Source organism: Streptomyces sp. H27-D2 (assembly GCF_035828615.1).
In the GTDB taxonomy this organism is placed as follows: Bacteria; Actinomycetota; Actinomycetes; order Streptomycetales; family Streptomycetaceae; genus Streptomyces.
On sequence record NZ_JAYMZR010000009.1, the window covers coordinates 66,663 to 84,826 of the forward strand.

Here is an 18,164-nt window from a genome sequence, read left to right on the forward strand (position 1 = left end):
GTTCGCGAATCGAAGGCGGTCAGAGCAGATGACGCAGAGCACGGTCCCGGATCATCAGCGCCGCGCGCTTGTCGGGGAGTTCGACCTCGACGGAGAAGCGGAAGCCGGCGCTGAGGAAGGCCGCGACGGAAGGGGTGTTGCGCAGGTCGGGTTCGGCGATGATCCGGCCGCAGCCCGGGCGGCTGTCGAGGACGAGATCGGCGACGGCCCGGAGCAGCGTGGTGCCGACCCCGCGGCCGCGGTCGGACACACCGCCGATGAGCAGATGGAGCCCGGTGTCGTGGGGGCGCGCCGGGTAATAGCGGGCGACCGGGTCGAGGTCGGCGCGGTAGACCTCCCAATAGCTCATCGGGAGGCCGTTGAGCACGCCCAGACACGGCACACTGCGGCCGTCGCCGCCGAGTTGGCTGCGCAGATGCGCTGCCGTGGCCTCCGGAGATCCCGCGAGTTCCCAGAAGGCGGCGACAGCTGGATCATTCATCCACCGGACGATCAGGGAGAGATCGCGCGCGATCCGTACGGGTACGAGCCGGAAGACGCCCACACGCGTTTCGGCCGGCTTCCAGCCGGCCACGCCGTCGAGCAGATCCGGCCGGGGCGGGGCTCCGTCGGCCGGGTCGATGTCGGCCGGGTCCATCGCGGCGGGCAACGCGGCTCCGAGAGGTGCGGTGGACGCCAGATCGAGGAGTTCATCGGGCAGCTGTAGATCGAGGGTGTCATCGGTGCTGGAGCCGGTGCTGGTCCCGGTGCTGCTGGTGCTGAAGTCGGTGGGCGGCACGGCGACTCTCTCCTCTCGTGGATCTCATGTGTCATGTCGCCCGGGCGACAAGGGGGTTGGTGATGGTGACGTAGACGGACTGGGTGTCGACCGGGCCGACCAGCTCGTCGAGGCCGTGCAGCCGGGTGAGGAGATTGGCCTTGCAGCGCAGGGTGGGGGTCTCCAACAGCTGTCCGGGCAGCCCGGACCGGATCTTGGCGGGCCCGGAGGCTGCTTCGTGGAGGAAGCGCCGGAAGGCGGCGAGCAGCACGCCCTCGTCCGCGAGCCGTTGGGCGCCGAAGGCGCCGATCAGACCGAGGACGTTGTTGATGCCGAGGTAGTAGGCGAGGCGCTCGTCGGCGACGTCATCGGCGACGTAGGTGTCGCTGGCGGTGCCGACGCCCGGCAGTCGCCGGTCGAGGTCGGCACGGCGCGATTCGCGGAAGTAGTAGCCCTGGTTGTCGCGATAGCGGCCGCCGGCGGGCCAGCCGTCGCCGTCGAGCACCACCAGGGTGTTCTGCTGGTGGGCCTCCAACGCGATGCCCACCTCGCCGTCGAGCCACAGCACGGGGCGTACGACCGCTTCGAGGTAGCGCAGGAACCACTCCGTGGCGACGGCGCCGGTGGGCCGTCCGGTCCGGGCGGCCAGCCGGCCGACGACCTCCTCAAGCCGCGAATGCAGCCCGGACTTCCCCGGCCAGGGCCGGAGGGACACCAGTCCGGCGACGCAGACGGCGTCGTCGCCCGGCCTGATGGGGTTGTGCCGGATCACGGTGTCGAGACCGGGTACCGGCTCGCCGTCCGGTCCGGTCAGGGCGAGCCAGGCCGGGTCGCGCACGATATCGAAGCCGGGGTGCGCGGCCCTCCACTGCGCGCTGAGCCCGGTACGGAGCAGCCGGTGCACCTCGACGCCGCGCTGGAGCTCCTTGCGGAGGTTCTCCCGGCGGGAGTTGGTGATGCGCAGGGCCAGCGAGAGCTTGAGCATCGCGCTCGCACCGGGCCGGTAGACGGTGCGGACCGAGGAGGTGGGGTTCCAGGGTTCGCCGTGCGGGCCCAGGTCATGCAGCAGGCCGGCGTCGAGGAGTCCGGCCACGGCCGGCCGGAGCCGCAGTTCGCGGACCTGCCAGGGGTGCAGTGGCAGGGCCGCGGTGCCGACGGGCAGGTCCAGACCCGCCCCGGCCAGGCCGGCGGTGAGCCGGTCGGCCGGTACGGCCCGGCCTCGTTCGGTCCACGCCGAGTCCGAGGCGAGGACCGAACGGTCGACGGCCATCCAGTGCAGCACGAACGAGCCGCGCAGTTCCGGCGAGTAACCGAGGGACTCGGCGTCGGAGAGCCCCTCCCTGCTCTTGGGCGTGGGGTGCAGGGGGTGGCCGAGGATCAGCGACTGCTCGGCTTCGAGAAAGCGGTCGCCTCGGCTGTTAGCTGCTTCGTCCGGTGCGGGCTGCGCCCGGCGGTGGCTCAGGAAGTCCGCGGTGCGCCGCACCGAGTCGGCGACTCGTCCCACAAGGTCCGCGCCCTCGCCGCCCGGGGCCATCGCAGTGCTGTAGGCCGCTTCCCGGCCGAGCAGCGCGGCCAGGGTGACCGAGTCGACGACGGGAGCGTCCTGAGGCCCGTCCTCGAGGACGGGGGGCCCGAACCGGTGGCAGCCGGTGGCCGACCAGTAGTGCACGGGGACCTGGAGAGCCGCGCCGCTGGCGGGAAGCGGGAGGTGCAGCGCCTGGCCGTCCGGCCGTGGGGTGTCGGTCTCCCGCACCCAGCAGCGCAGCAGATTCTCGACGGCGGCCGCGTCCGCGGCGAGCAGCGGGTCCGGGTGTTCCAGCCGGTCGAGGGGGTCCGAGGGGCCCTCCGGCAGCTTCGGGCCGATGGCGGCGGGGCGTGGCTCACCGGGGCGAGCCTGTCGCGGCACCGCGGGCTCGATCAGCCGGGCGAGCCGACTGCGGACCGTTGCCCGCCCGTCGGCCGGCTCGGCGTGGGATCCGGAGTGTGCGTTCATGGTGCGTGCGGCGCGCAGATCCTGGCGGTCAGGCCGAGGAGACGGCGCCTCCCTCCTTCGACGGATGACCGTGTGCGGGTGTCGGCGACAAGCGGCGGGCGGTGCGGTGCGCGCGGTGGCCCACGCGGTGGTGAACGAGACCCCGGCGGTGGTGAACGAAGCCCACGCGGTGGTGAACGAAGAGGTCAGCTGAACGATCAGCGGACCCGGGGGCGGATCGGTGCGCGGAGCGATCGGCGGACCGCGCCGGGCGCGGACGGCGTACCGGCCGATCGGTCCGCGCTGTCATCGGCGGGCCCCCGACGGCGGTCCTGGCAGCGACCCGGAGGGGGCGGGGGATCGCCGTGCCGCGGCGTCGATCGCGTCGGCCAGTCGGTCCAGGATCGCTTCGGCCTGTTCGTCGGTGATGGTGAGCGGCGGCAGGAGCCGGACCACGCTCGCGTGCCGACCGCCCAGTTCGACGATCAGGCCGCGCCGCAGGCACTCCTGCTGCACGGCTTCGGCGAGGGCCGGAGCGGCCTGTGCCGGACGCGGGCCGTCGTCCGCCCAGGCCCCGCCGGCCGCGCCTTCACCGACCGGGGCCCCGGCCCCGGTGCCGGCTCCGCCCCCCGGGGACTGTGGGTCGACGAGTTCGACGCCGATCATGAGCCCCCTGCCGCGCACATCGCCGATGCAGCGGTGTTCGCCTGCGAGCCGTCTCAGCCGCCGCAGCATCGACTCGCCGAGAGCGGCGGCCCGTTCGGCGAGCCGGTTCTCCCGGACGTACGCCAGAGTGGCGGCCCCGGCTGCCATCGCGAGCTGGTTGCCGCGGAAGGTTCCCGCGTGCGCGCCCGGTCGCCAGGCGTCCAGCTCCTCCCGGTAGACGACGACGGCCAAGGGCAGGCTGCCGCCGATCGCTTTGGACAGCACCATCACGTCGGGCACGATGCCGCTGTGCTCGACCGCCCAGAAGGCACCGGTCCGTCCGACGCCGGTCTGCACCTCGTCGGCGATGAGCGGGATGCCCCGCGCGGCCGTGACCGCGCGCATCCGGCGCAGCCAGCTGTCGGGGGCGGGAATCACCCCTCCCTCGCCCTGCACCGGTTCGAGGATCATCCCGGCCGGTGCGCCGACTCCGCTCCTGGGATCGTCGAGCAGGCTCTCCGTCCATCGGGCCGACAGCTCCGCGCCCCGTTCCCCGCCGACTCCGAACGGACAGCGGTAGCCGTACGGGTACGGCAGCCGGGCGACGCGTACCTCCGGAGCACCGCCGGACGCGGCGAGCGCCCCCGAAGTCATCCCGTGGTACGCGCCGGTGAAGGCGAGCAGACCGTCGCGCCCGGTCGCGGTCCGTACGAGCTTGAGGGCGGCCTCGACGGCGTCGGTGCCCGCCGGGCCGCAGAACTGGACCCGCGCCCGGTCCGCGAACGCCCGCGGCAGGGTGGCGAAGAGTTCGGTGGTGAAGGCGTCCTTGACCGGAGTGGCCAGGTCCAGGACGTGCAAAGGGGCCCCCGAGTCAAGGACTGAGCGGATCGCCTCCAGCACGACCGGGTGATTGTGGCCGAGGGCCAGCGAGCCCGCCCCGGATAGGCAGTCCAGATAGCGCCGCCCGTCGGCGCCTTCGATCGTCAGCCCGCGCGCCCGCACCGGCACGATGGGCAGCGAGCGGGCATAGGTACGGGCAGCCGATTCGCGCAGCGACTGCCGCCGCAGAATGCCCTCATGAGCTGCGGGCAGCGCCGCCGGCTGGGTCACGGCCACGGTCGAGAGTCCTCCCACTGAACTGAGCGAGTTGCACCGGGCTGAACGCTGACGAGCCGTCCCCCGTACGTACCAACGATGCGGCGGGCGGCGGATCACGGTCCGGGACAAGATCCTTGACGGCGCGGAACCACAGCCCCTGCCGCAGCCGTCTCCAACGGCACCCGGCATAGTGGGGCCCGCCCCCTCGCCGGGGCGGTGCATGACAAGTTCAGAACGGAACCCGAACACCTTCAGGGGGAGTCCACCCAATGCCATCCAACCGTCGGCCAGCGCTCGTCGCGGCCGCTCTCGCCGCCGTGCTGGCGCTGGCCGCCAGTGCCTGCGGCCCGACCGACGACAACGCGGACGACAAGCCCAGCGCCTCGGCGGACCAGCAGGGCACGGACGACGTGGCCCTCCCCAAGGACCTCGACTCCCGCTTGAAGGAGCTGGGCCTCGACCCGGACAAGTGGAAGCACGGGGAGTGGAAGAACTGGGACCACGACAAGTGGCTGCGCGAGGCACGGGAGTTCGTCAACCCGATCATCGACGACCTCTGGAAGCCCAAGCGGATGCAGGAGGCGGATACTCCTGACAAGACCGTCGAGCAGGACATCTCCGGCGACCAGGGAGTCACCGACCGGGAGCCGCCTCCGGTCCGCGCCCAGGCGGTCAAGACGCCGTACCACTCCAACGCCGCTCCGGTCGGCAAGGTCTTCTTCGACAGCCCCGAGGGCCCGATGGTCTGCTCGGCCACCGTGGTGAAGGACCCGGCCCACCCCGGCAAGTCCAACATGGTGTGGACAGCGGGCCACTGCGTGCACGCGGGCAAGAAGGGCGGCTGGTACCGCAACATCGCCTTCGTCCCGTCCTACAACGACAACGGCAAGACCGCGGCGCAGGCCAAGGGCGCCGGCCAGCAGGAGATGACGCCCTACGGCGTCTGGTGGGCGGACTGGGCCCAGACCTCCCCGCAGTGGATCCGCACCGGCGCGGCCACCGGCGGCTCCGGCGCGCCGTACGACTTCTCGGTGCTGCACGTGAAGCCGGAGAAGGCGACCGGCAAGTCCCTGGAGGAGACCGTCGGCGCGGCGCTGCCGGTCGAGTTCAACGCTCCGAAGGCTCAGGAGATCAAGAGCATGGGCGCCTGGGGCTACCCGGCCGCGCCGCCGTTCGACGGTGAGCGGATGTACGACTGCGTCGACAAGCCGGGCCGGCTCTCGCTGGACGCCGCTCAGCCCACGATGTACCGCATCGGCTGCACGATGACGGCCGGCTCCTCCGGCGGCGGTTGGTTCGCCAACGGGGCGGACGGCAAGCCCGCGCTGGTGTCCAACACCTCCATCGGCCCGGTGACCGCCACCTGGCTGGCCGGCCCGCGGCTGGGTGACGAGGCCAAGACCGTCTACAACTCGGTCAGCGACAAGTTCACGAAGAAGTAGACGACGTAGCACAGGTAGAAGTAGCGGAACCCCGGCCGACGACAGTCGGGGTTCCGCACATGCGAAGGCCCGCCCCCAGTAATCGGGGGCGGGCCTTCGCATTGAGCCGGTCAGTGCACCGGTGGCACGCGCGGCACGGTCGTCACCGCCGCACGAGCACCGCCAACCGCTACGGTGACGGCCTCCGTTACGGCTGTACGACCGCGACCGGAACGAACGGCAGTAGTTCGGCCGCCAGTTCCGCGTGCACCCGGGCCTTGAGCAGTGTGCCCTCCGCGAGGTGCTCCTCGGAGATCACGTCGCCGTCGGCGTGCGCGCGCGAGATGAGCGCGCCCTGTGTGTACGGAACCAGCGCCTCGATCTCGACCTGCGGCCGGGGCAGCTCCTCGTCGATCAGCGCGAGCAGTTCGTCGATGCCCGCACCGGTCCTGGCCGATACCGCGATGGCGTGCGGCTCGACGCGCAGCAGTCGCTGAAGGACCTCGGGGTCGGCCACGTCAGCCTTGTTGATCACCACGATCTCGGGCACGTCCAGCGCGCCGACCTCGCGGATGACCTCACGCACGGCCGCCAGCTGCTCTTCCGGCACCGGGTGCGCACCGTCCACCACGTGCACGATCAGGTCGGAGTCACCGACCTCTTCCATGGTGGAGCGGAACGCCTCGACCAGGTGGTGCGGCAGGTGCCGTACAAAACCGACGGTGTCGGCGAGGGTGTAGAGCCGCCCGCTGGGCGTCTCCGACCGTCGCACGGTCGGGTCGAGGGTGGCGAACAGTGAGTTCTCCACCAGCACACCCGCGCCGGTCAGCCGGTTGAGCAGCGAGGACTTCCCCGCGTTGGTGTAGCCGGCGATGGCGACCGACGGCACCTTGTTGCGACGGCGTTCCTGTCGCTTGAGGTCGCGGCCGATCTTCATGGCCTCGATCTCCCGGCGCATCTTCGCCATCTTCTCGCGAATCCGTCGCCGGTCGGTCTCGATCTTGGTCTCACCGGGGCCGCGGGTGGCCATACCGCCGCCGGATCCACCGGAACCGGACGATCCGCCACCACCCATCTGCCGGGACAGCGACGCGCCCCAGCCACGCAGCCGGGGCAGCATGTACTGCATCTGTGCCAGCGAGACCTGCGCCTTGCCCTCTCGGGACTTGGCGTGCTGCGCGAAGATGTCGAGGATCAGCGCGGTGCGGTCCACCACCTTGACCTTCACGACGTCTTCGAGATGGATCAGCTGGCCGGGGCTCAGCTCACCGTCGCAGACGACGGTGTCGGCCCCGGTGTCGAGAACGATGTCGCGCAGCTCCTGGGCCTTGCCCGAGCCGATGTACGTCGCGGGGTCGGGCTTGTCGCGGCGCTGGATGACACCGTCGAGAACCTGCGCACCCGCCGTCTCGGCGAGCGCGGACAGCTCCGCGAGAGAGTTCTCCGCGTCCTTGACCGTGCCTGACGTCCAGACGCCGACCAGCACCACGCGCTCCAGGCGCAGCTGCCGGTACTCGACCTCGGTGACGTCTTCGAGCTCGGTGGAGAGACTGCCGACGCGGCGCAGCGCGGCGCGATCGGAACGTTCGTGCTGGTCGCCGTCCCGCTCGCCGTCCCGATCTCCGTCGATCTCGTTGCTCCAGGAGACGTCCTCTTCCATCAGGGCGTCGGCCCGAAGGCCATCCGGGAGGTTCTGCCGGTCCTGCGGAATGGAAGAAGAGGAGGTCATTTGATCCTTAATGTCGTAGGTAGCTCTCGGTGGCTTCAACGTCCGGCTCTCCGGAAGGATTCCCGGGGCGCTCGTCGAACCGACCCAATGATGGTCGCATGGCGCACCGGGAGCGTCACACAGTTTTCCGTCGGACGGTCCCCCTCGGCCCCTGACCTGCGGCACCGCCTATCGCCGATCTTCCGGTGCGCCCTTCGTCCCGACTCCGCCGCCTTCCGGTCCGCTCCTGGAGCGGGTGTGCGGAGCGGCCTTCTGCGGCGCGGCGGGACGCCAGTCGGCGTGGCCCGGCATCGGCGGGGTCTTCGCTCCGTAGAGCCATTTCTCGAAGAATTCCGAAAGATCCTGGCCGGAGATCTCGGCGGCGAGCGCCGTGAAATCGGCGGTGGAGGCGACGCCGTCGCGGTGCCGGCTCACCCAGGTGCGCTCCAGCCGGTCGAAGGCCGGCTGGCCGATCCGCTCCCGCAGCGCGTAGAGGACCAGTGCGCTGCCGTCGTAGACGACGGGGCGGAAGATGCCGATCTTGCGGCCGTCCTTCGGCGGCTTCGGGGCGGCCGGCGGGCCTCCCTGGGCGCGCCAGCCGTCGGAGCGGGCGTACGCCTCCCGCATCCGGCGGGTCATCGAGATCTTCGACTTCTCCTGGGCGTACAGCGCCTCGTACCAGGTGGCGTGGGCCTCGTTGAGCCACACGTCGGACCAGCGGCGCGGGCTGACGCTGTCCCCGAACCACTGGTGCGACAGCTCGTGGACCATGACCGAGTCGACGTACCACTCGGGGAAGCCGGGCTCGGTGAACAGCCTGTGCTCGAAGAGCGAGAGGGTCTGCGTCTCCAGCTCGAAGCCGGTGCTGGCGTCGGCGATGAGCACGCCGTACGTCTCGAAGGGGTAGCGGCCGATCTTCCCTTCCATCCAGGCGATCTGGTCCGGCGACTTGGCGAGCCACTTCTCCATGTCCTCGCGGTCCCGCGTCCGGACGACGTCGCGCATCGGCAGTCCGTTCGGTCCGGTGCGGACGGGGACGGCGGAGCGGCCGATGGAGACCTGGGCGAGTTCGGTGGCCATCGGGTGCGCGCTGCGGTACTCCCAGGTGGTGGCCGCCCCGCTCGGGGTCCGCTCGGTGCGCGTGCCATTGGCGACGACCGTCAGATCCTTGGGAGCGGTGACCCGGAAGGTGAAGATCGCTTTGTCGGAGGGGTGGTCGTTGCAGGGGAAGACGCGGTGTGCGGCGTCCGCCTGGTTGGCCATCGCCAGGCCGTCGCTGGTGCGCAGCCAGCCGCCGTCCGCGGTGTCCCCGGCCCCGCCCGCTCCCCCGCTCGTGGTCTCGCCCTTGGTCCCGGCCGCGGCGGGGTCGCTGGTGTGCCGGACGGTCACCCGCATCGCCATGCCGGGCAGGATCGGCATATCCGGGGTGACGACCAGGTCTTCCCGCGCCGTGGCGAACCGCGCCGGTCGGCCGTTGACCTCCACGGAGTGGACGGTCCCGCGCGCGAAGTCGAGGTTGATGTGCTCCAGGGGCTCGGTGACGCGGGCGTCGATCTCGGTGACGGCTTCCAGCGGATCGGTGTTCCGTCCCAGGTAGTCGAAATCGAGGTGGTAGGCGAGGACGTCATAGCCGGGATTCCCCAGGTGCGGGAAGATCCGGTCGCCCAGTCCCAGCGGACCGGGCGGCGGCGTCGAGGCCGCGACGAGGGCGGTCGTGGCGATCACCACCAGGGCGGCCCTGCCGTACGGCAGGCGCCGGGACCTCGGTCGGCGGAGTTGCGGTTGCTGGAGTGTCGGTTGCCGGGAGTGCGGTTGCCGGGGCTTGGGGGGCCGCACGGCGTCGGCCGCGGAGGTCTCGTGGGAGGTCTCGTGGCCGGGAGTTTGCGACATGCCATACCGCTATCAGCGCCCGTCACCCCTGCGGCGGCGACTCGGCAGTGATCCACTCGAACGAGCGGTCGCCGGGGCACTCCCCAGCCCATACACCCCAGTCCATGCGCCAGGCGCACGCCTCCCGCGCCACCGTCGCCGACGCGCCCCCGCGCACGGGCACGCCTCTCACGCCCCCCGCCCCGCCGTTACGCCCCCGCCGCGCTCACCGGCCGCCCCGCCCGGGTGACGTCGAAGACGCCGGGCACCCGGCGCATCGCCCGCATCAGGGCGGGCAGCCCCAACGCGTCGGGGAGCTGCAGCGTGTAGGTGTGCCGGACCCGCTGCTCGTGGGGCGGCTCCACGGCGGCCGACACCACGGTCACCCCCTCGGCCGCGATGGCCTCGGTGAGGTCCGCGAACAGGTGCGGGCGGCCGAACGCCTCCGCGAGCAGGGTCACCCGGCAGTCGCCACTGGGGCCGCCCGCCGAGCCGCCCCACCGGACGACGACCGGTTCACGGCCCGATCCGATCATCCGGGCGACCGCGTCACACTGCGCCCGGTGGACGGTCACCACGCCGCCCCTGACCGCGAAGCCGGTGACCTCGTCGGGCGGCACCGGGGTGCAGCAGCGCGCGAGGCGTACGGAGGCGTCGGGGAGCCCGGCGGCGACGGGCACCGGCCCGATGGCGCACGGCCCCCGGCGATCCGTACCGGGAGCCGGGGCCGGCGGCCCGCCGGCTCCCGCGCCGGAGTCCGGCCCCGAGGCCGCCCCGGACGGCGGCGGGCCCGTCTCAGGGCCGCCGCTGCTCGCCCAGCCGCTGTCGTCCGGCGTGGGCCCGCCGGCCGACGTCGTCGGGTGGGCGGTCAGCCAGCGGGCGATGGCGAGCCGCGCGGAGGGGGTGCGGGCATGGTCGAGCCATTCCGGCGAAGGACCCGAGGTGCCTTCGCCCGCCATCAGCAGGTGCAGTGTGTCGCCGTCGCGCAGCACCGTGGAGAGGCTCGCGAGACGGCCGTTGACGCGGGCGCCGATGCAGGCGTGCGCGAGTTCGCCGTGCTGCGCGTAAGCCGCGTCCACGCAGCTCGCGCCCTCGGGCAGGCCCAGTGTGCCGCCGTTGGCGCGGAAGACGGTGACCTCCCGGTTCTGGGCCAGGTCGTCGCGCAGCGAGGTCCAGAAGGTGTCGGGGTCGGGCGTGATGCGCTGCCAGTCGAGAAGCCGGGAGAGCCAGCCGGGCCGGGTCGGGTCGGCCCGCTCGCCGTCCGATGCCTCGGACCCGCCCGAGCCGCCCGCTCCCGCAGCGCCGGTCCCCGCCGCCCCGATCCCCGTCTCGGCCGCGTCGGCCGCGTACGGATTGCCGAGCGCGATCACCCCGGCCTCGGCCACCCGGTGCATCTGCCCGGTGCGGATGAGGACTTCGCAGACCTCGCCGCCGGGCCCGGAGACGGCGGTGTGCAGCGACTGGTAGAGGTTGAACTTGGGGGCGGCGATGAAGTCCTTGAACTCGGCGATCACCGGCGTGAAGCAGGTGTGCAGCTCCCCGAGGACCGCGTAGCAGTCGGCGTCCTCCGCGACGAGCACCAGCAGCCGGCCCAGGTCGGAGCCGGTCAGCTCGCCGCGCTTGAGGCGCACCCGGTGGACGGATACGAAGTGCCGCGGCCGGATGAGCACTTGAGCGTCGATCTCGGCTTCGCGCAGGACGGACCGCATGCTCCGGGCGGTCGCGGCGAGCGGGTCGGGGCGGCCCGCGTGTTCCATGACCAGTTCGCGGGTGCGGCTGTACTCCTCGGGGTGCAGGATCGCGAAGACCAGGTCCTCCAGCTCGCTCTTGAGCGCCTGCACCCCGAGCCGCTCCGCGAGCGGGATCAGCACATCGCGGGTGACCACGGCGATCCGGGCCTGTTTCTCCGGCCGCATCACGCCGAGGGTGCGCATGTTGTGCAGCCGGTCGGCCAGCTTGATGGACATCACCCGTACGTCGTCGCCGGTGGCCACCAGCATCTTGCGGAATGTCTCCGGCTCGGCCGCCGCGCCGTAGTCCACCTTCTCCAACTTGGTGACGCCGTCGACGAGATAGCAGACCTCCTCGCCGAACTGCTCGCGCACCTGATCGAGGGTCACATCGGTGTCCTCGACCGTGTCGTGCAGCAGCGATGCGGTCAACGCGGTGGTCTCCGCGCCGAGTTCGGCCAGGATCAGCGTGACGGCGAGCGGGTGGGTGATGTACGGCTCGCCGCTCTTGCGCGTCTGGCCGCGGTGCGAGGACTCGGCCAGTACGTAGGCCCGGCTCAGGATGTCGAGATCCGCGGCCGGATGGTGTCCGCGGTGCGCCTTGGCGACGTGTTCCAGCGCGTCCGGCAACCGGCCGCGCGGACTTGGGCCGAGCAGGGCCGCCCGGCCGATCCTTCTCAGGTCCCTCAGGTCGATGCGGGGGCGGCCGCGCTTGCGGCCGACAGCGCCTGGGTTCGTAACCTCTGCGCTCATGGGCACCTCCGGCTCATCGGCCGGCGGCGGCTGTGCTGCCGGGGGTATCCCCCGGCTCCCCAACGGGCGTCCGCGCCGGTGCTTGATGCTACCGACCCCATCACGCGCTGCTGTCCAGCTATCGCCCAGCGTGAAACTGATCACCCATTCGAGCGAAAATACAGCCGAATTCAGCCGAGAGCCGTGTCCAACCAGACGGGCTCGATCTCACCGCTCGCCACGATCACGGCGGGCCCGGTCATCTCGACGGAGCCGTCCGGGTTCTCGGTGATCACCAGGCTGCCGCCCGGCAGGTCCACGGTGTACGCCACCGGGCCGCCGGTGACGGCCGGGTCGACGCCGTCCCGGCGCGCGGCTGCGACCATCACGGCGCACGCGCCCGTGCCGCACGAGCGGGTCTCGCCGGAGCCGCGCTCGTGGACGCGCATCGCGACGTGCCGGGGGCCCCGGTCGACGACGAACTCCACATTGACGCCGTCCGGGTACGCGGCGGCCGGCGAGACCGGGGGCGCGGCCGACAGCTCGCCCGCGTCGGCGAGGTCGTCGACGAACGCGACGGCGTGCGGGTTGCCCATGTTCACGTTGAGCGCGGGCCACCGCCGGTCCCCGACCGTCACGGTGACCTGTCCTTCGGGCAGGACCGCGTTGCCCATCGAGACGGTGATCTCACCGTCCGAGCCGTCCGCGCCGGCTTTGGCGATGTGGACGCGCCGGACCCCGGCGCGAGTGGCGACCGCGAGGTCACCGGCCTCGGCCAGTCCGGCCCGCTGGAGGTAGCGGACGAAGACGCGGACGCCGTTGCCGCACATCTCGGCGATGCTGCCGTCCCCGTTGCGGTAGTCCATGAACCACTCGGCCTCGGCGGCCATGCCGAGTGCCTCGGGGTGCGCTGCGGACCGTACGACCCGCAGCAGACCGTCGCCGCCGACGCCGGCACGCCGGTCGCAGAGCCGGGCGACCGCGGCCGGGGGCAGGTCGAGCCGTCCGTCCGGGTCGGGGACGATCACGAAGTCGTTCTCGGTGCCGTGGCCCTTGAGGAAGGCGAGGCTCAGTGCGGTGCTCACGCTTCGATCGTACGGGGCGCGGGGCGCCGGCTGCGGGCGGCGTCGCGACGGGGACGCGATCCGGCGCGGGGCGCTCGACGCGGGCGCGGCGGCGCGGGCGGGGGCGCGCGGCGGGGTGACGCACGCGGGCGCGGCAGGGGGCACTGCACGGGGGTGCGAGACGGCGGCGCACGCGGGGCGCGGGAGGGGTCGAGGTGGGGCGCGTACTCAGGGATCAGCGCGCACTCGGCGCTCCGCGCTCCCCGATCTGCGGCCTCCGGAGGCCGCCGTCCGCCGCGGTTCAGCGCAGGCGCGCCACGCGCCAGATGGCGAGGACGGCGACCAGCGCGCACACCAGCGTGTACGCGGCGATGACGCGCCAGTCCGGGCGACGGCCGGAGCCGCGCGGCCGCAGGCCGGGCCAGGTGTGGCCCACCCGGCGGGCGGCCATCATGCCCCAGCCCGCGGCGCAGCTGCTGATCAGCAGACCGAGCATCGCGACGACCGCGCCGCCGTCGCCGAATTCGAAGGCGAGCGGGAAGGCGAACATCAGCGAGCCGAGTGCGGCGAGCACCACGATCGGCGCCAGCTGCCACAGCCGCAGGCGTCGCGGCGGGCGCAGCTCGCGGAACGACTCGGCGGTGGCGGCGGAATCCGGTGCGCCGGTGTCGCCGTCGAGCGCGCTCAGCGCGTCGGGGCCGTCCGTCGCGAGCGGCTCGGAGAGCGGGTCGGGCAGCGGCTCGGAGCGGGGTTCGGGCAGCGGCTGGGTTCCGCGGCTGTTCCGGGGCGGCTTGTCACGAGGGCCGGCTTCCATCGCCACACGCCCTCCCAGCTCCGACAACACAGCGATCGATGGTCGATGATGGCACGTCGGCCGGGACCTCGATGACGGCCTGAGCGTCCCGATGCCATGACGTGATCAGGCTGTGACCGCTCGTTCGAGCAAGGCCAGTGCCTGGTGCGGGAGTTCCGCTCTGACGTCCGCCGCGCCGTTGAGCCAGTGCACGCGCGAGTCGCGGCGGAACCATGAGTCCTGGCGGCGCGCGAAGCGCTTGGTGGCGCGTACGGTCTCGGCGCGCGCCTCCCGGTCGGTGCTCTCGCCCGCCAGCAGTGAGAGCACCTGCTGATAGCCGAGGGCTCGTGCGGCGGTACGCCCTTCGCGCAGCCCGGCGCCCTCCAACTCCCGCACCTCGTCGACGAGCCCGGCCGCCCACATCCGGTCCACCCGCGAAGCGATCCGCTCGTCGAGTTCCGGCCGCGCGACGTCGACGCCGATCTGCAGGGTGTCGTAGACGGCCCGCTGGCCGGGCAGGTTGGCGGTGAAGGGGCGGCCGGTGATCTCGATGACCTCCAGCGCGCGGACGATGCGCCGGCCGTTGCTGGGCAGGATGGCGCGGGCGGCCTCCGGATCGGCCGCCGCGAGCCGGCTGTGCAGTGGCCCCGAGCCGTGCTCGGCCAGCTCGCCCTCCAGCCGGGCGCGGACCTCCGGGTCGGTGCCGGGGAACTCCAGCGCGTCGATGGCGCCCTTGACGTACAGCCCGGAGCCGCCCACCAGCACCGGGATCCGCCCTTTCGCCAGCAGCCGGTCGATCTCGGTGCGGGCCAGCCGCTGGTACTCGGCGACGCTGGCCGCCTCCGCCACTTCCCAGATGTCGAGCAGGCGGTGCGGCACGCCCTTCCGTTCCTCCATCGTCAACTTGGCGGTGCCGATGTCCATACCTCGGTAGAGCTGCATGGAGTCGGCGTTGACGACCTCGCCGTCGAGGGCCTGTGCGAGGGCGACGCCCAGATCGGACTTGCCTGCCGCGGTGGGCCCGACGACGGCGATGACCTGCGGTCCGGGGAGGGGGGGGTTCAGGGGTTTCACAGGATCAGTCTCGCAAACCTTGGGGCCCGTACTCGAACGAGCGACGTGACAACCCGCATCCAGGTTCGTTGCCTGTTGCGAGGTGCCGCGGGCCGGTTTACGGGCCGGTGTGCCCGAGCGACGCAATGGGACGCTCCGGGCTGCGCGGGATTTCGCTCACACGAGTAGGATTTGGAGCGGATATGGGCGTGTTTGCAAGGTTTCGCCGGAGTTCAAAAGAGGCTAGCAGTTCATCCGAGGAGTCAACGACGGCCGCGGCGACTGCGACTCTGACGGCTGAATCGGCGGAGGCCGAGGCCGGCACGGAAGAGTCCGTCAGCTCCGAGAAGTCGGCGCAGACGACGGAGTCCGGTGCGAAGGCGGAGGCCGGGAGCGGGACCGCGGTTGTGGGCGAGGGAGTCGAGATCCCGAAGCAGCAGTCCGCGGAGGCCGCAGCCGACAGTGAGGCCGGTGAAGGCGCCCGTAAGTAGTCTCCCGACGAGGAGGTGGCCCATGGGCCTGCTGGACAATCTGAAGGCCGGGTTCAGCCCGCTGAAGGACAAGGCGGGCGACCTCGCGCAGCAGCACGGGGCCAAGATCGAACACGGTCTGGACAAGGTCGCTTCGACGGTCGACGCCAACACCAAGGGCAAGTACAGCGGCCCGATCAAGTCCGGGACTGGCAAGGCCAAGGACGCGCTCGGCCGCCTCTCCGACAAGTCCGGCAAGGCCGACGAGGGCAAGGCCCACGGCGGCGGCGCCTGAGCACCGCGTGGAGAACCGGAAACGGCCGCGAAGCACCGAGCTTCGCGGCCGTTCCCGCGCTCTGCCGCGCAGCGGCTGTCAGGGGCGGCGTTCGCGGGGCGTGTCGCGGCAGGCCGGAGACCCGGTCCGGTCCGGCCCCCACTACTTTTTTCGTGGCTCTGAAACGGGGCTCCTGGTCCCTGCTCCCGAGCCGCGCCCTACGACCAGGCCGCCACGAAATAGCCCACGCCGTACGGAGCCTCTTCGCGGAGCAGCGCCCCGCTCAGGCCCGCGCCCGCCGCGGCCCCGGCCAGCACCTGCCAGCAGGCCCGGCCCGAGGACTTGAGGTCGTACGCGAGATCCTGGTCCAGTGCGGCGAGCGCGTCCGTGTCGGCGGCGCCGAGCGCTCGCGCGACCTCCGCGTCGAAGCCCTCGGCCCGCTCGTCGAAATACCCCGGCGCCTTCACCGTCCGGCACGCGCTGCCGTCCCCCATCACCAGCAGCGCGACCCGCTCCGCACCGGCCACCAGTCCGCTCCCCGTCTCCATACACCGCTCGCCCGCCAGCGATTCCCCGACGCCGAGGCCCGCGACGGGTGCGGCCGCCCATTCCATGCGCTCCAGCAGCCAGGCGGCGACGGTGAGCGACGGTGACAGCTCCCGGTCCGCCAGGGTCTCGGCCGTGGCCTTGCCCAGCCGCACTTCGAGATCCACGCCGAAGGCCCGGAAGGAGCCGACCGTGCCCTGTGGGTGGGGGCCGCGAGCGGCCTGTTCGGCGGGGCCGATCACCACCAGGCGATCCGGTCGTGAGGCGGCGAGCACGCCGAGCGCGTCGAGACACGCGGCGCGCAGTTCGTCCAGCTCAGGGGCTGCGCCGGCAGCGACCTCGGGGACGAGCAGCGGCGGGCAGGGACAGACGGCGGCGGCTACGAGCATGGCTCGACGTTAGCGCGTTTCGCACCCGCGCCGGGGGCGCGGACGGGGCGTCGCACCCGGTCGGCCGCACTGGTTCCGTCACAACCGCCCGGTGCCCCGCGGGGCGTGCGACGCGCCCCGCGCGCCCCATCCGAGCGCTACGCGCCGCAGCCGCCCGTAACGGCGGGCAGCGGCGCCGGGACTCCGACGACGGGCAGGCCGAGCATGACGCCGGGTCCCTGCGCCGACTGGGGCGCCGCGTTGCGCTGCTCCCACGCGTCACCCGCCCGGGTGCGCCGGACCGCCTTCGCCGGGTTCTCGGCGAGCAGGTGGTGCGGGGCGGCGTAGGTGATCTCGACGGTCACCACATCGCCGGGCCGCACCGGCTCGGCCGGCCGGGCGAAGTGGACGAGGCGGTTGTCGGGGGCGCGGCCGGAGAGGCGGTGGGTCGCGTCGTCCTTGCGGCCCTCGCCCTCGGCGACCAGCACCTCCAGGGTGCGGCCGATCTGCTTCTTGTTCTCGGACCAGCTGATCTCTTCCTGGAGCAGCACGAGACGCTCGTAGCGCTCCTGCACGACGGCCTTCGGCACCTGTCCGTCCATCTCGGCGGCCGGAGTGCCGGGCCGCTTCGAGTACTGGAAGGTGAACGCCTGGGCGAAGCGCGCTTCGCGGACCGCGTGCAGCGTCTGCTGGAAGTCCTCCTCGGTCTCGCCGGGGAAGCCCACGATGATGTCGGTGGAGATGGCGGCCTCCGGCATCGCGGTGCGCACCTTCTCGATGATGTTGAGGAAACGCTCCTGCCGGTAGGAACGCCGCATCGCCTTGAGGACCGCGTCGGAGCCGGACTGCATCGGCATGTGCAACTGCGGCATCACGTTGTCCGTCTCGGCCATGGCCGTGATGACGTCGTCCGTGAAGTCGCGCGGGTGCGGGGAGGTGAAGCGGACCCGCTCCAGGCCCTCGATCTCGCCGCACGCGCGCAGCAGCTTGGAGAACGCCTCGCGGTCGCCCATGCCGGAGCCGTACGCGTTGACGTTCTGCCCGAGCAGCGTGATCTCGGTGACGCCCTCGGCGACGAGGGCCTGCACCTCGGCGAGGATGTCGCCGGGGCGGCGGTCCTCCTCCTTGCCGCGCAGCGCGGGGACGATGCAGAAGGTGCAGCTGTTGTTGCAGCCGACGGAGATGGACACCCACGCGGCGTACGCGGACTCGCGCCGGGTCGGCAGGGTCGAGGGGAACGCCTCCAGCGACTCGGCGATCTCGACCTGCGCCTCTTCGGCGATCCGGGCGCGCTCCAGCAGCACCGGCAGCGAGCCGATGTTGTGCGTGCCGAAGACGACGTCGACCCAGGGGGCCCGCTTCACGATGGTGTCGCGGTCCTTCTGCGCGAGGCAGCCGCCGACCGCGATCTGCATCCGGGGGTTCTTCGTCTTCATCGGCGCGAGCTGGCCGAGGTTGCCGTACAACCGGTTGTCGGCGTTCTCCCGCACGGCGCAGGTGTTGAAGACGACGACGTCGACCTCACCCTTGGGCGTGCCCTCGGGCGGGCGGACGTAGCCCGCGTCCTCGAGCAGGCCTGACAGCCGCTCCGAGTCGTGGACGTTCATCTGGCACCCGTAAGTGCGGACCTCGTAGCTCTTGATTCCCTCAGCGCTTCCCACGCC

General features: G+C 72.2%; 13 protein-coding genes. 2 read left to right on the forward strand and 11 right to left on the reverse strand.

Going from position 1 to position 18,164, the window contains the following annotated elements; genetic code table 11:
- Positions 1–19: 19 nt before the first annotated feature.
- From QMK28_RS06005 to QMK28_RS06015, 3 genes are all read right to left on the reverse strand, one after another.
- Positions 20–778 (reverse strand): GNAT family N-acetyltransferase, encoded by a 759-nt coding sequence (locus QMK28_RS06005; RefSeq protein WP_326435936.1) that lies wholly within the window; start codon positions 776–778, stop codon positions 20–22.
- Between the two features lie 31 nt (positions 779–809).
- Complete coding sequence (locus tag QMK28_RS06010; RefSeq protein ID WP_326435937.1) at positions 810–2,750, reverse strand: IucA/IucC family protein; 1,941 nt, start codon at positions 2,748–2,750, stop codon at positions 810–812.
- 285 nt (positions 2,751–3,035) lie between these two features.
- The gene (locus QMK28_RS06015) at positions 3,036–4,490 is read right to left on the reverse strand and encodes a diaminobutyrate--2-oxoglutarate transaminase family protein (protein ID WP_326435938.1); all 1,455 of its coding nucleotides are present in this window, start codon (positions 4,488–4,490) and stop codon (positions 3,036–3,038) included.
- A gap of 251 nt (positions 4,491–4,741) precedes the next feature.
- Between QMK28_RS06015 and QMK28_RS06020 the strand changes: the two genes are divergently transcribed.
- Positions 4,742–5,914, forward strand: a complete 1,173-nt coding sequence (locus QMK28_RS06020; RefSeq protein ID WP_326435939.1) for a trypsin-like serine peptidase — start codon at positions 4,742–4,744, stop codon at positions 5,912–5,914.
- Between the two features lie 187 nt (positions 5,915–6,101).
- Here the strand turns inward: QMK28_RS06020 and hflX are convergent, their stop codons facing one another.
- From hflX to miaA, 6 genes are all read right to left on the reverse strand, one after another.
- Positions 6,102–7,622 carry a GTPase HflX gene (hflX, locus tag QMK28_RS06025; RefSeq protein WP_326435940.1) on the reverse strand — a complete coding sequence of 507 codons (1,521 nt, stop codon included), beginning with the start codon at positions 7,620–7,622 and terminating at the stop codon, positions 6,102–6,104.
- Positions 7,623–7,790: 168 nt separating this feature from the next.
- Complete coding sequence (locus tag QMK28_RS06030; RefSeq protein WP_326435941.1) at positions 7,791–9,491, reverse strand: M1 family metallopeptidase; 1,701 nt, start codon at positions 9,489–9,491, stop codon at positions 7,791–7,793.
- Between the two features lie 188 nt (positions 9,492–9,679).
- On the reverse strand, positions 9,680–11,953 hold the full coding sequence (locus QMK28_RS06035; RefSeq protein ID WP_326435942.1) for a RelA/SpoT family protein: 2,274 nt from the start codon (positions 11,951–11,953) through the stop codon (positions 9,680–9,682).
- A 170-nt stretch (positions 11,954–12,123) separates the two neighbouring features.
- Entirely contained in the window at positions 12,124–13,017 is an 894-nt protein-coding gene (gene dapF / locus QMK28_RS06040) for a diaminopimelate epimerase (RefSeq protein ID WP_326435943.1), read from the reverse strand.
- 280 nt (positions 13,018–13,297) lie between these two features.
- Positions 13,298–13,810: a hypothetical protein gene (locus tag QMK28_RS06045; protein ID WP_326435976.1), complete on the reverse strand. Its 513-nt coding sequence runs from the start codon at positions 13,808–13,810 to the stop codon at positions 13,298–13,300.
- 105 nt (positions 13,811–13,915) lie between these two features.
- Positions 13,916–14,854 (reverse strand): tRNA (adenosine(37)-N6)-dimethylallyltransferase MiaA, encoded by a 939-nt coding sequence (gene miaA, locus QMK28_RS06050; RefSeq protein WP_326435977.1) that lies wholly within the window; start codon positions 14,852–14,854, stop codon positions 13,916–13,918.
- 501 nt (positions 14,855–15,355) lie between these two features.
- Between miaA and QMK28_RS06055 the strand changes: the two genes are divergently transcribed.
- Positions 15,356–15,607 carry an antitoxin gene (locus tag QMK28_RS06055; protein ID WP_326435944.1) on the forward strand — a complete coding sequence of 84 codons (252 nt, stop codon included), beginning with the start codon at positions 15,356–15,358 and terminating at the stop codon, positions 15,605–15,607.
- Between the two features lie 197 nt (positions 15,608–15,804).
- On the opposite strand, the gene QMK28_RS06060 is transcribed toward QMK28_RS06055, so the two are convergent.
- Complete coding sequence (locus QMK28_RS06060; RefSeq protein ID WP_326435945.1) at positions 15,805–16,521, reverse strand: class III extradiol dioxygenase subunit B-like domain-containing protein; 717 nt, start codon at positions 16,519–16,521, stop codon at positions 15,805–15,807.
- A 137-nt stretch (positions 16,522–16,658) separates the two neighbouring features.
- A complete protein-coding gene (gene miaB, locus QMK28_RS06065; RefSeq protein ID WP_326435946.1) occupies positions 16,659–18,161 on the reverse strand; it encodes a tRNA (N6-isopentenyl adenosine(37)-C2)-methylthiotransferase MiaB in 1,503 nt (500 codons plus the stop codon).
- Between the last annotated feature and the right edge of the window lie 3 nt (positions 18,162–18,164).

Coding starts and splice junctions, on each gene's coding strand:
- QMK28_RS06055 (WP_326435944.1), top strand. CDS start 15,356: ATGGGCCTGCTGGACAATCTGAAGGCCGGGTTCAGCCCGCTGAAGGAC.
- QMK28_RS06045 (WP_326435976.1), bottom strand. CDS start 13,810: ATGGAAGCCGGCCCTCGTGACAAGCCGCCCCGGAACAGCCGCGGAACC.
- QMK28_RS06060 (WP_326435945.1), bottom strand. CDS start 16,521: ATGCTCGTAGCCGCCGCCGTCTGTCCCTGCCCGCCGCTGCTCGTCCCC.
- hflX (WP_326435940.1), bottom strand. CDS start 7,622: ATGACCTCCTCTTCTTCCATTCCGCAGGACCGGCAGAACCTCCCGGAT.
- QMK28_RS06010 (WP_326435937.1), bottom strand. CDS start 2,750: ATGAACGCACACTCCGGATCCCACGCCGAGCCGGCCGACGGGCGGGCA.
- QMK28_RS06020 (WP_326435939.1), top strand. CDS start 4,742: ATGCCATCCAACCGTCGGCCAGCGCTCGTCGCGGCCGCTCTCGCCGCC.
- QMK28_RS06035 (WP_326435942.1), bottom strand. CDS start 11,953: ATGAGCGCAGAGGTTACGAACCCAGGCGCTGTCGGCCGCAAGCGCGGC.
- QMK28_RS06030 (WP_326435941.1), bottom strand. CDS start 9,491: ATGTCGCAAACTCCCGGCCACGAGACCTCCCACGAGACCTCCGCGGCC.